Here is a 13,111-nt window from a genome sequence, read left to right as displayed (position 1 = left end):
AAATAAGAAGAAACACGGTATTTTTATTCAAAATTTTGTTTATATTGAATGGAATAATCATGTTTTAAACGTTGTAAACTGTTGAGTGACATAGTTGCGTGCAATGTATCTTGAGCTTTTAATTTAGTTTCTAATTTAGATATTGCATTCTGTAAAGATTCTATGTAAGACATAGGTTCTACATTGAATTCTCTAAGATGTGATTTTGTCGTATAGCGCTTCTCGTAATGACTAAGTGCTTTACGTTCATGAAAAAATACATTTTCAGTTTCTGTAGGATTGTGTAAATCACCTTGTTTAGGGTGATTAATCACTTGTTCAACTTGAACAAGTACTTTATTTTCATCCTCTTCTTTAATTGTTACGCCATAACTGCCAGTTTTATGTGAAAAACGGTATAACATAATTCAATACATCCCTTCTTTTGTGTTAGAATACATATATCATCTTAACATGAAATGGAGAATAAAAATGACGAACTATCCTCAGTTAAACAAAGAAATAAATGACAATGAAATTAAAATGGTAATGCATACAAACAAGGGCGAAATGACGTTTAAATTGTTACCAGAAGTTGCACCAAAAACAGTAGAAAACTTTGTTACGCATGCTAAAAATGGCTATTACAACGGCGTTACTTTCCACCGTGTAATTAACGACTTTATGGTACAAGGTGGAGATCCAACTGCTACAGGCATGGGTGGCGAAAGTATTTACGGTGGACCTTTTGAAGATGAATTTTCAAAAGAAGCGTTTAATATCTACGGTGCACTTTCAATGGCAAATGCAGGACCAAATACAAATGGTTCTCAATTCTTCATTGTTCAAATGAATGAAGTGCCGGAATCAATGCTTAGTCAATTAGCAGACGGAGGTTGGCCAGAACCAATTGTAAAAGCTTATGGTGAAACTGGTGGAACACCTTGGTTAGATCAAAAGCATACTGTATTTGGTCAGTTAATTGAAGGTAAAGATACATTAGAAGATATCGCTAATACAAAAGTAGGTCCACAAGACAAACCATTATATGACATTACAATTGATTCAATCGAAATCGTTGAATAATTAATGGTTTACATGAATTAGTAGATAAATGACCATTTTTAATTTAAACAAGCTGATTTAATACTTAATTGACACTGTAGGAGAAGAGATTAGAAATCAATTTTGATGTTGGTTTCTACTCTTCTCCTTTTTTATAAGTGTCTTAAAATGGCGGGGGGAGGAATCGGCAAGTAAAAATGATGAGAGATTTTAATCGAAACAAACTTTTAATAATAAATAGTAAAAAAATTAAAATGTTTAATTTACAAAATAAATTAATGAGAAAATACCCAGTATTAGTAAAACAAGGAATAACGATTTAATCGAAATTTTTATAAAATACAAATAAAAATGCAATATCTCAACATCTAAGTACCTTCTTAAATAATTGTTTTAACAATATAAAATTGTAAAATGTGAAATTTTTCTATGTTTATGTTAGTGCCTTCCTATAATGTATGCTATTATAATAGTGTTAAGTAAAACGAATTAAGGGGTTATCACGTTGAATAATCACTATAAAGTAGGTCAACATATTAAAGTTCGTGTGACTGGTATTCAACCGTATGGCGCTTTTGTAGAAACCCCTGACAATGCTGAAGGATTAATCCATATTTCTGAGATTATGGATGATTACGTCCATAATTTGAAAAAGTTTTTATCAGAAGGACAAATTGTAAGAGCGAAAGTAATTTCAATTGATGATGAAGGGAAATTAAATCTTTCATTAAAAGATAATGACTATTTTAAAAATTATGAGCGTAAGAAAGAAAAGCAATCAGTATTAGATGAAATTAAAGAAACCGAAAGATATGGGTTTCAAACAATTAAAGAACGCTTACCGGTTTGGATTAAACAGTCCAAAAATGCGATCAAAGATGAATGAAGTCATCTTTACTTAAGGCTGAGACATAAATTAATGTCTCAGCTTTAATTGTTTTATAGCGTGGTTTGAAATGATTATGTTTGGACTGGCTGCAGTTAATTGGACAACTTCTATAATCTGAATTATTGTTAGACTAAGAAGTTAGGTGCTCTTTTATATATAAATTTAGAACAATTAGTAAGGAATTTAAACAACAAATGATTGGTTTGTATCAAGTTGGAAATCTAGGGCAGGTATTTTTTAAAATGTGGTGGAACAGAAGGGTGTTAAATAGTTGATTAATCAATCTTTAAGCAATTAATAAAAATGTTTATAAGTAGCCTTGTATTGTTCTAACTATGTCATGCATAGGAGTTAACGGTGGTGTTTTGATACTGTTAGATTATTAATAAACGTAAATTGAGTGCCAAAGTCGGTTTTACTAGTGTTCGAACTTCTAAATATATTCTGTACAACTGTTGAAGATTATGAAGTTAAGATAAGGAATATTCAATTTTGTAATAAAGGTAGGCGAGATAATGAAAAATCTAAAAGAATCATTGAATGGTTTAGGGTGGTTAGATCTAATTTTCCTAATCCCTCTTTTTTTCTTATACACATATCTACCCGCTTATAATCTTATAAGCGTTTTACTAAATGTAATAATTATTATCTTAGTATCTATAGGATTGTCCTTTATATCTTTATCAATAAGAAACTTTATAAAAAATAAAGATTGAAAGCAATGATTCTATACAAATGTATCTAAAATAAAAACTTCCTCACTGATTATCAATTGCATTTTTTTATAGAGATAGCTTCATTTAATGAATACTTATAGCAAAATTTCAATTCTGCTATGATAATTTTAAGTGCAATTAGTCAAATGTTTATGTGTATTTTAATAGGAGTGTCATTAGCAATTATGATTTTTTTCTTATATACTTAATGTTGAATTGTACTTTATAAATCGGTGAAATTTAATAAGGAAATGAAAATAATTTAACTTTTTATAATAAGAATATTTATAAAGAACAATAAATAAAATGTGACATTAAGCCATGTTAAAAATCTTTTTACTATTCGCAATAGCAGGGGCGGTATCAACGTGAATATTTGTTTTCGTTATATATATTATAAAATTATAATAGTTGGAAATATAAAATGCATTAATTTAAGACATAGGCAGTTTAGAGTTAATTAAAATCGTGACTATAAAAATCACAAAAATATATGCGTGAGCATATTTATTTATCTATCAGATTATTATAGTTAGAATAAGAAAAGCACTACAAACTATAAGTGTTTTAAAGGGGTTCTAATGTTTTAACGCATAGGAGGAAAAGTAAAATGAATAAAAAATTTCAACCATTATTTGAAAAAATAACATTGCCTAATAAAGTTGTTTTAGAAAATAGATTTGTTTTAGCACCACTTACGCATGTTACATCAAATGATGACGGATCTACTTCAAATGATGAAGTTGTTTATATGGAACAACGTTCGAAAGATGTTGGTTTAGCTATTTCAGCAGCTAGTAATGTTACAGATTTAGGGAAGGCATTTCCTGGACAACCATCTGTGGCCCATGATTCAAATATTGAAGGATTAAAACGTTTAGCTCAAGCTATGAAAAAAAACGGTGCAAAAGCTGTTGTTCAGATTCATCATGGTGGTGCACAATCATTACCTAATTTAACACCAGATGGAGACGTAGCTGCACCAACGCCAATTTCACTAAAAAGTTTTGGTGAACAAGAAGAACATCATGCACGTGAAATTACTGAAGATGAAATTAAACAAACAATTAAAGCTTTTGGTGAAGCGACTCGTAGAGTTATAGAAGCTGGGTTTGATGGTGTTGAAATCCATGGTGCGAATCATTATTTAATTCATCAATTTGTATCGCCTTATTATAACCGTCGTGAAGATGAATGGGGCCAAGACCGTTTGAAATTCGCATTAAGCGTTGTTGATGAAGTAACAGAAACAGTCAAACAACATGGTAATAAAGATTTTATTGTTGGTTATAGATTTTCACCTGAAGAAGCAGAAACACCTGGCATAAGTATGGAAATTACCGAATCATTAGTAAAACAATTAATCGATAAACCTTTAGATTATTTACATGTTTCTCTAATGGATATACATTCAGAAACACGTGAGGGTAAATATAAAGGACAAGAACGTATTAAATTATTATTAGAATGGATAGATGGTCGCATGCCTTTAGTAGGTATCGGTTCTATCTTTACTGCGGATCAAGCAATTGAAGCGATTGAGTCTACAAATGTTGAACTTGTTGCTTTGGGTAGAGAAATATTATTAGATCATAATTTTATAAGTAAAATTAAAGATGGCAAGGAAGATGAAATCATTTCTCATTTTGATCCTAATAGAAAAGATAGACATCATTTACCGCCTAAGCTTTGGGAACAATTCAACCAAGGTTTTTATCCACTACCAAGAACAGATAATAAATAGAATGCTTAGCATATCAATCGAGGCCGAAACATTAACTAGATGTTTCGGCCTCGATTGTTATATATTTATGCAGGTTATATATAATTGAAAAAATGAATAATACCGTGATTAAATATGCAATTTCGTGCAACAATAACAAAAAATAATTTAATTTAAAAATTAAGGAAATCTTCTTGTATTAGTATAAGGAAGTATGTCATTATATATGTAAGGGCTTACAATATTGTTTTGATGTTTATTAATTATATTATTAGCGCTAATTTAACTGATTTAGAGGCATTCGTTACATAAAGTCCAAGCAGTTTCAGAAAATAGTTTCAGTTAATCGTTAAATACGTTATGCTATGAATGAGTATTACTTAAGAGTCTTTTTACTCTTAAATTTTTACAAAGGGGAGATATCATGTCAAGATCAGAAGAAATCATTGAAGTAACAAATCATTATGGAGCACAAAACTATGTACCGCTTCCAATCGTTATTTCGGAAGCTGAAGGCGTTTGGGTTAGAGATCCAGAAGGTAACAAATACATGGATATGTTGTCGGCATATTCAGCTGTAAACCAAGGTCATAGACATCCAAAGATTATTCAAGCATTGAAAGATCAAGCAGACAAAGTTACTTTAGTTTCACGTGCATTTCATAGTGAAAATCTAGGTGAATGGTATGAAAAAATTTGTAAGCTTTCAGGAAAAGCTAAGGCTTTACCAATGAACACGGGTGCTGAAGCAGTTGAAACAGCTTTAAAAGCAGCGCGCCGCTGGGCTTACGATGTGAAAAAAATAGATTCAGATAAAGCAGAGATTATTGCTTTCAATGGTAACTTCCACGGTCGTACAATGGCACCTGTATCTTTATCATCAGAAGCAGAATATCAACGAGGATATGGTCCATTATTAGACGGTTTCCGCAAAGTAGACTTTGGTGATATTGAAGCTGTAAAAAACGCTATTAATGAAAATACAGCAGCAATTTTAATTGAACCAATACAAGGTGAAGCTGGTATTAATGTTCCACCTGAAGGTTATTTAAAAGAAATAAGAGCGCTATGTGATGAACATAACGTATTGTTTATTGCTGACGAAATACAAGCTGGCTTAGGGCGTTCAGGTAAACTGTTTGCTACAGACTGGGATGACGTTAAACCAGATGTATACATTTTAGGTAAAGCATTAGGCGGCGGCGTGTTACCAATATCTGTAGTATTAGCTGACGAAGAAGTGCTTGGCGTGTTCTCACCAGGCTCTCATGGTTCTACGTTTGGTGGTAACCCACTAGCTTGTGCGGTTTCAAATGCAGCGCTAGATGTAATCGTTGACGAAGATTTACCAGGTCGTTCATTAGAATTAGGTAATTATTTCAAAGAAGAATTAAAAAAAATAAAGCATCCATCAATTAAAGAAGTACGCGGCCGTGGCTTGTTTATTGGGGTTGAATTAAATGAAGAAGCGAGACCTTATTGTGAAGCATTAAAAGAAAAAGGCTTATTATGTAAAGAAACGCATGATACGGTCATTAGATTTGCACCGCCACTCATTATTTCTAAAGAAGAATTAGACTTTGCATTAGACAAAATTAGAAGCGTTTTTGAATAAATTCACAGTTCTGTAACATATGTTTTGAAAACCCTTTAAAAAGGAAAATCTTATGTTACAATTATCATGAAAGCGAAATCATTAGTAACGAAAAAGAGGCGAAATGAATCATGACTGAGAATAATAATTTAGTTACTTCTACGCAACAAATTATTAAAGAAGCATTGCACAAACTGGGATTTGATGATGGGATGTATGATTTAGTAAAGGAACCTTTAAGATTCCTTCAAGTTAGAATTCCTGTGCGCATGGACGATGGTACTGTTCAAACTTTTACTGGTTATCGTGCGCAGCATAATGATGCTGTTGGACCTACTAAAGGTGGCGTACGTTTCCATCCAGATGTGGACGAAGAAGAAGTTAAAGCATTATCAATGTGGATGACATTGAAATGTGGCATTGTTGATTTACCATATGGTGGTGGTAAAGGTGGTATCATTTGTGATCCACGTCAAATGAGTATTCATGAAGTAGAACGTTTATCTCGTGGATATGTGCGTTCAATTTCTCAATTCGTTGGACCAACGAAAGATATTCCAGCACCAGACGTATTTACAAACTCTCAAATTATGGCATGGATGATGGATGAGTATAGTTCATTAGACAAATTCAATTCACCAGGATTTATCACTGGTAAACCAATCGTGCTAGGTGGTTCACAAGGACGTGACCGTGCGACTGCTTTAGGTGTTGTTATTGCTATTGAACAAGCAGCACAAAGAAAAGGCTTAGATCTTAAAGGTTCTCGTATTGTTATACAAGGTTTTGGTAACGCTGGAAGTTTCTTAGCGAAATTCTTGTATGATATGGGCGCAACAATTGTTGGTATCTCAGATGCTTATGGTGCTTTACATGACCCAGAAGGCTTAGACATTGATTATCTATTAGATAGAAGAGATAGTTTTGGAACAGTGACTAACCTATTTGATGAAACAATTTCTAATAAGGAATTGTTTGAAATTGACTGTGATATTCTTGTACCAGCAGCAATTGCAAATCAAATCACAGAAGATAATGCACATGACATTAAAGCTGATATTGTGGTTGAAGCGGCAAATGGACCAACAACGCCAGCAGGTACACGTATTTTAACAGAACGTGGTAAATTACTAGTTCCAGATGTATTAGCTAGTGCTGGTGGTGTAACTGTTTCGTATTTCGAATGGGTTCAAAATAACCAAGGTTATTATTGGACTGAAGAAGAAGTAAATACGAAACTACGTGAAAAACTTACAACAGCTTTTGATACAATTTACGAATTATCTCAAAATAGAAAGATTGATATGCGTTTAGCAGCCTATATAGTTGGAATCAAACGTACTGCAGAGGCAGCTCGTTACCGTGGGTGGGCGTAAATAAATATTCACATATAGTAGTAAATTAAGAAGTCCGAGACATAAATAGATGTCTCGGACTTCTTTGAGTTTTTATGGATTAATTATCTAATGTAAAGTATTAGCTATTGTTCGTTTACGACTTGCTTATATAAATCAGGATAATTAGTAAATAATCCATCTACTCCATATTCATTTAGTCTTTCCATGTCGGCAACTTCGTTTACAGTGAATGGGTGAACAAGAAATCCTGTATTTTTAAGGTTGTTGACATTTTCCTTAGTTAAATCGGTGTATTCAGGGCCGACGCCAATAGCATATTGTTTAATATAATTAAAATCTTGTTGCGTCATATTTGGTAATTCGCCTTTGTCTAATAATCTTATTAGTGGCACATTTGAATTTAAATTTTTCATTTTAAGTAAACTTTCTTGTGAAAATGATTGCACCATTACATGGCCTTTTTTGAGAGACTGTTCATTTAGTAATTGATGTTTATTAAGTGTATCTAATAATTTTTCTTCCATACCAGGATATACGTCTGGAGATTTTGTTTCTATATAATAATTGGCATCAGTACCGTAACGCTCTAATATCTCGTCTAAAGTAGGTATTTGTGCACCTTCATAATTTGAATTAGCATATTGTGGATTTTGTTCGTTAAATGTACTTCCGGCATCAAGTTGTTTTAATTCTTCAAGTGTATACTGATCGACGCGACCAGTACCATTTGTTGTTCTATCTACAGTTTCATCATGCATAGCTACTAGGTGACCGTCTTTAGTCATTTGTAGGTCAATCTCAATATATGATGCGCCTATAGCGTTATGGCTTTTGTCATATGAGTAAAATGTATGTTCTGGAGCGTAGCCACTAGCACCTCTATGTGCAATTGTTGTGAATTTCTCGCCAGTTAAATTATGTATCCAATTTTGTTGCTCTTGTTTACTATTATCGTCAGCTGTTTGAACTGAAGTCTTTTCGCTTTGACTGTTTGTACCTTGAGAATTGCTAGCTGCTTCTGTAACTGTTGAGCTTCCTATACCAGATAATGATAATATTGCTATACTTGAAATCAAAAATTTATTTGAATGTTTCACAAGCGGTCACTCCTTTAATATTAACTTTCTTTTACAGTACATAAAAAAACTTAAATTGAAAATAGTATTTACAAAATTCTAATTTAAACTATAAAAAATTAATTTAAACATTACATATAATCAACGAAGTGAATCACAATATTTTAATTGCTGGGCGATAAAAAAGCACAGATACACCTATTAAATAGGGTATCTGTGCAAAAATTCTAATTTAAGTTTTGTTTTATAATTTCTAATTGTTTTTTAACAGCTTCTTGTCCAGTAGAACCGTGACTTATTCTACGGCTGATACAATTTTCAGGTTTTAAATAATTGTAGATATCAGGTTCAATACTTTCGTGTGCGCTTTGATACTGTTCTAAAGGTACATCTAATAAGTATACGTTATGCTGAATAGCCCAAAGTACAATTTTACCAACTATTTCATGAGCATTTCTAAAGGGAACATTTTTATTAACTAAATAATCAGCAAGTTCTGTTGCATTGGAAAAGTCATTATACACAGTTTCTTGTAAATGATCTACATTTACAGTCATTGTATCTATCATTCCTTCAAAAATACGTAAAGAACCTTTCAATGTATGAACTGCATCAAATAGACCTTCTTTATCTTCTTGCATATCTTTATTGTAAGCTAAAGGTAATCCTTTAAGTGTCATTAACATACTCATTAAATTACCAGTTGTACGTCCAACTTTACCTCTGATCAATTCAGCCATATCAGGATTTTTTTTCTGAGGCATAATTGATGAGCCAGTTGAAAATGCATCTGATAATGTAATAAAGTTGGCTTCTGCAGATGACCAAAAAATAATTTCTTCAGCAAAACGAGACAGGTGAACCATTGTTAATGAAATATTATGCAGTGTTTCAACAATATAATCTCTATCACTAACAGCATCCATACTATTTTCATAAATAGCGGAGAAGTCTAATAATGACTGTGTTTCGTGACGATCTATCGGATAAGTCGTACCACTTAACGCAGCAGCGCCAAGTGGAGAGATATCAATACGTTTCAAACTATCTTGAAAACGTGATTTGTCTCTTTCTAGCATCCAATAGTATGTCAAGATATGATGCGCAAATGAAATTGGTTGAGCTCTTTGCAGATGTGTGTAACCAGGCATAATCGTATCTATATGAGACTCAGCAATTTTTACAATCGTCTGTTGGAAGGAAATAATTAAATCTATTAATTGAGAGACTTCTGCTTTTGTATATAAATGCATATCTGTTGCTACTTGGTCGTTTCTACTACGTCCTGTATGCAATCTCCCGCCTGCATCACCAATACGTTTTATTAATTCATGTTCGATATTTAAATGAATATCTTCTAATGAAACATCAAGTGCTAACTTACCTTGTTCATAATCAGCTAAAATTGCATTTAAACCTTCAATAATTTGATCGCAGTCTGTATCAGAAATAATACCTTGTTTGGCCAACATGGTTGCATGAGCAATACTACCTTGGACATCATATTGAATTAATGTTTTATCAAAGTGTATCGAAGCATTAAATTCATCAACCCACGCTTCTGGTTGCTCACTAAATCTACCACCCCAAGCTTTACTGCTCATCTTTATATCCACCATGTAACATTGAGTTTACTTTAGTAGGTAAGCCAAAGATATCAATAAAGCCAACTGCTGATTCTTGATTAAATGCATCTTCTTTTGTATAAGTAGCTAATTTTTCATTATAAAGCGTATGTGGTGACTTTCTTCCGTTAACAATAGCGTTACCTTTATAAAGTTTAAGACGTACATCACCAGTTACATAGTCCTGAGTACTATCAACAAATACTTTTAGACTGTCAGTTAAAGGTGAGAACCATAAACCATTATAAATTTGTTCTGAAAATTGTTTTTCAATCACTGGTTTAAAGTGTGCAACATCTTTAGTAAGTGTAATTGTTTCAAGTGCTTTATGTGCATTGACAATTACTTCTGCTGCAGGTGTTTCATAAACTTCTCTAGATTTAATGCCAACAAGTCTGTTTTCAACATGGTCAATTCTGCCAATACCATGTTTACCAGCAAGTTTGTTAAGTTCTAAAATAAGTTCACTAAGTTTATAAGATGTACCATCTAAAGCAGTTGGTATACCTTTTTCAAATGAAAGTACAATTTCATCAGCTACATCTGGCGCATCTTCTAATTCGTTTGTTAAATCAAAAGCGTCCTTTGGTGGTGCAGCGTAAGGGTCTTCAAGTATGCCACATTCATTACTTCTTCCCCATAAATTCTGGTCGATAGAATAAGGAGAATCATGTTGGATTGGAACTGGAATATTATGTTTGATTGCATAATCAATCTCTTCTTCACGGCTCCAAGCCCATTCTCTTACTGGGGCAAAAACTTTTAAGTCCGGGTCTAAGGCTTTAATTGCAACCTCGAAACGCACTTGGTCATTACCTTTACCAGTACAACCGTGTGCAATACCGACTGCATTTGTTTTGCTCGCAATCTCAACTAATTTTTTTGAAATTAAAGGTCTTGATAATGCAGAAACTAATGGATATGTACCTTCATACATTAGGTTCCCTTTAATTGCATATGAAACGAAGTCTTCACTAAATTCTTCCGTAGCATCAATGATATGACATTCTATTGCGCCCATATCTAAAGCTTTTTGATATACTAAGTCTAAATCTTTGCCTTCGCCGACATCTAAACAACAAGCTACGATGTCATAACCTTTATCTAATAACCATTTTACTGCGACACTTGTATCTAAACCACCAGAATATGCTAATACTATTTTCTCTTTCATAGTTCCACCTCAATTGAATTTTTATAATTTATTAATATGAATTTGATATTGATTAGTATAGCATAAAGGAAATGGAAATAAAACCATTTTTATACATAAATATACAGAAATGTAAAAATGACGCCTTCTATTATATTGTTAAATGTTGTTTTAAAGGAGTTTAATAGAGTTGGATATTATTTATTTATGTATAAAAAAATGAATAGACTATTGAAGATAATGAGTGAATGAATATTTTAATAGCCAGATTTTAAACTTTATATAGGCTAGTTGTTTGAATACTCAAAATAAACTTAGTAAAATAATGTTGAAATTAAAAACACTGGAGGCAATTCAAAATGACTCATATTCAATTAGATTATGGTAAAACTTTAGAATTTTTCGGCGAACATGAATTACAGCAACAAAAAGATATAGTTAAATCAATCCACAAAACAATTCATGAAGGAACTGGTGCTGGTAGTGACTTCCTTGGGTGGATTGATCTTCCTGTAGATTATGATAAAGAAGAATTCTCGCGTATTTTAGAAGCTTCAAAACGTGTCAAAGAACATTCAGAGGTGTTTGTAGTAATTGGTATTGGTGGTTCATACTTAGGTGCACGCGCAGCTATCGAAATGCTAACATCATCATTTAGAAATAGTGACGAATTCCCAGAAATCGTCTTTGTAGGTAATCATTTATCTTCTTCTTATACACAAGAATTAATCGATTATTTAAATGGTAAAGATTTCTCAGTAAATGTTATTTCTAAATCAGGTACTACGACTGAACCAGCAGTTTCATTCAGATTATTTAAACAACTACTAGAAAATAAATATGGTAAAGAAGAAGCGAAAAATCGTATCTTTGCAACAACAGATAAAGAAAAAGGTGCGTTAAAGCAACTTGCAACTAATGAAGGTTATGAAACATTCGTTGTGCCGGATGATATTGGTGGACGTTATTCAGTATTAACTGCAGTTGGTTTATTACCGATTGCTGTTGCAGGTATTGATATTAAAACAATGATGGAAGGTGCAGCAAAAGCACGTAAAGAATTGTCTTCAGAAGATCTAGAAGAAAATATTGCATATCAATATGCAACAATTCGTAACGTTTTATATGCAAAAGGTTATGACACAGAAATGTTGATTAACTATGAACCATCAATGCAATATTTTAATGAATGGTGGAAACAATTATTTGGTGAGTCAGAAGGTAAGGACTATAAGGGTATTTATCCTTCTAGTGCTAACTACACAACAGATTTACATTCACTTGGACAATATGTTCAAGAAGGCCGTCGTTTCTTATTTGAAACAGTTGTGAAAGTTAATAACCCTAAACATGATATTACTATCGAAGAAGACACTGATAATTTAGACGGTTTAAATTATTTAGCTGGTAAATCTATAGACGAAGTAAATACGAAAGCATTTGAAGGTACATTGTTAGCACATACTGATGGTGGTGTACCTAATATTGTTGTAAATATCCCTCGTTTAGACGAAGAAACATTCGGCTATATCGTTTACTTCTTTGAATTAGCATGTGCTATGAGCGGTTATCAATTAGGCGTTAATCCATTTAACCAGCCAGGAGTTGAAGCATATAAACAAAATATGTTTGCTTTATTAGGTAAACCAGGTTTTGAAGATAAAAAAGAAGAATTAGAAAAACGTTTATAATTCATCAACACACTGTTATAGAGCATATAATTAACTGATGTTAATTTTATATTTGAGGAGGCTGGGACAAATTAATTGTTTCAGCCTTAATCATTGTATTGGTAGTAATTTAAAGGGCTCTTTGTCAAAGAGGACTGATACCATTTTTGAGATTAGGCAACCTTAGGTTGCTTAATCTCTTTTTTGATTGGAGAAGCATAAAGTCGTGAAGTTAGTAAGATACGATTACGCAAATTATCATA

11 protein-coding genes are annotated in these 13,111 nt (G+C 32.4%); 7 read left to right on the top strand and 4 right to left on the bottom strand.

What is annotated here, in order from left to right:
- Nucleotides 1-23 precede the first annotated feature (23 nt).
- Nucleotides 24-407, bottom strand: coding sequence for a sporulation phosphorelay system protein KapB (gene kapB, locus ACF91D_RS26060; RefSeq protein WP_232785955.1), 384 nt, complete (start codon nt 405-407; stop codon nt 24-26).
- A 64-nt stretch (nt 408-471) separates the two neighbouring features.
- Here kapB and ACF91D_RS26055 point away from each other — a divergent pair, with 64 nt between their 5' ends.
- From ACF91D_RS26055 to ACF91D_RS26030, 6 genes are all read left to right on the top strand, one after another.
- Entirely contained in the window at nt 472-1,065 is a 594-nt protein-coding gene (locus ACF91D_RS26055; RefSeq protein WP_069792462.1) for a peptidylprolyl isomerase, read from the top strand.
- A 484-nt stretch (nt 1,066-1,549) separates the two neighbouring features.
- Complete coding sequence (gene ygs, locus ACF91D_RS26050) at nt 1,550-1,930, top strand: S1 domain-containing post-transcriptional regulator Ygs (protein WP_017722342.1); 381 nt, start codon at nt 1,550-1,552, stop codon at nt 1,928-1,930.
- 518 nt (nt 1,931-2,448) lie between these two features.
- Entirely contained in the window at nt 2,449-2,649 is a 201-nt protein-coding gene (locus ACF91D_RS26045; protein ID WP_081324991.1) for a DUF6007 family protein, read from the top strand.
- A 610-nt stretch (nt 2,650-3,259) separates the two neighbouring features.
- Nucleotides 3,260-4,393: an NADH-dependent flavin oxidoreductase gene (locus tag ACF91D_RS26040; RefSeq protein ID WP_039067811.1), complete on the top strand. Its 1,134-nt coding sequence runs from the start codon at nt 3,260-3,262 to the stop codon at nt 4,391-4,393.
- Between the two features lie 403 nt (nt 4,394-4,796).
- Nucleotides 4,797-5,987, top strand: coding sequence for an ornithine--oxo-acid transaminase (locus ACF91D_RS26035; RefSeq protein ID WP_069792460.1), 1,191 nt, complete (start codon nt 4,797-4,799; stop codon nt 5,985-5,987).
- Nucleotides 5,988-6,097: 110 nt separating this feature from the next.
- The gene (locus tag ACF91D_RS26030; protein WP_039067810.1) at nt 6,098-7,342 is read left to right on the top strand and encodes a Glu/Leu/Phe/Val family dehydrogenase; all 1,245 of its coding nucleotides are present in this window, start codon (nt 6,098-6,100) and stop codon (nt 7,340-7,342) included.
- 104 nt (nt 7,343-7,446) lie between these two features.
- Here the strand turns inward: ACF91D_RS26030 and ACF91D_RS26025 are convergent, their stop codons facing one another.
- From ACF91D_RS26025 to ACF91D_RS26015, 3 genes are all read right to left on the bottom strand, one after another.
- Nucleotides 7,447-8,421, bottom strand: a complete 975-nt coding sequence (locus ACF91D_RS26025) for a glycerophosphodiester phosphodiesterase (protein WP_327621020.1) — start codon at nt 8,419-8,421, stop codon at nt 7,447-7,449.
- 206 nt (nt 8,422-8,627) lie between these two features.
- Nucleotides 8,628-10,004 (bottom strand): argininosuccinate lyase, encoded by a 1,377-nt coding sequence (gene argH, locus ACF91D_RS26020; RefSeq protein WP_039067808.1) that lies wholly within the window; start codon nt 10,002-10,004, stop codon nt 8,628-8,630.
- A complete protein-coding gene (locus tag ACF91D_RS26015; protein WP_039067807.1) occupies nt 9,994-11,199 on the bottom strand; it encodes an argininosuccinate synthase in 1,206 nt (401 codons plus the stop codon). The genes argH and ACF91D_RS26015 overlap by 11 nt, the downstream gene beginning before the upstream one ends.
- 338 nt (nt 11,200-11,537) lie before the next feature.
- On the opposite strand from ACF91D_RS26015, the gene ACF91D_RS26010 reads away from it, so the two are divergent.
- Entirely contained in the window at nt 11,538-12,869 is a 1,332-nt protein-coding gene (locus tag ACF91D_RS26010) for a glucose-6-phosphate isomerase (RefSeq protein WP_327621019.1), read from the top strand.
- Nucleotides 12,870-13,111 lie beyond the last annotated feature (242 nt).

It is taken from the genome of Staphylococcus sp. 231237_7MaSpsaltlick (assembly GCF_043107035.1).
The sequence above is the reverse complement of the archived record's forward strand: the minus strand, read 5'-3'. Positions and strand labels throughout refer to the sequence as shown.

What these genes read in the sequence shown, in the direction of transcription:
- ACF91D_RS26055 (WP_069792462.1), top strand. Translation starts at nt 472, where the DNA reads ATGACGAACTATCCTCAGTTAAACAAAGAAATAAATGACAATGAAATT.
- ACF91D_RS26045 (WP_081324991.1), top strand. Translation starts at nt 2,449, where the DNA reads ATGAAAAATCTAAAAGAATCATTGAATGGTTTAGGGTGGTTAGATCTA.
- ACF91D_RS26040 (WP_039067811.1), top strand. Translation starts at nt 3,260, where the DNA reads ATGAATAAAAAATTTCAACCATTATTTGAAAAAATAACATTGCCTAAT.
- ACF91D_RS26035 (WP_069792460.1), top strand. Translation starts at nt 4,797, where the DNA reads ATGTCAAGATCAGAAGAAATCATTGAAGTAACAAATCATTATGGAGCA.
- ACF91D_RS26030 (WP_039067810.1), top strand. Translation starts at nt 6,098, where the DNA reads ATGACTGAGAATAATAATTTAGTTACTTCTACGCAACAAATTATTAAA.
- argH (WP_039067808.1), bottom strand. Translation starts at nt 10,004, where the DNA reads ATGAGCAGTAAAGCTTGGGGTGGTAGATTTAGTGAGCAACCAGAAGCG.
- ACF91D_RS26015 (WP_039067807.1), bottom strand. Translation starts at nt 11,199, where the DNA reads ATGAAAGAGAAAATAGTATTAGCATATTCTGGTGGTTTAGATACAAGT.
- ACF91D_RS26010 (WP_327621019.1), top strand. Translation starts at nt 11,538, where the DNA reads ATGACTCATATTCAATTAGATTATGGTAAAACTTTAGAATTTTTCGGC.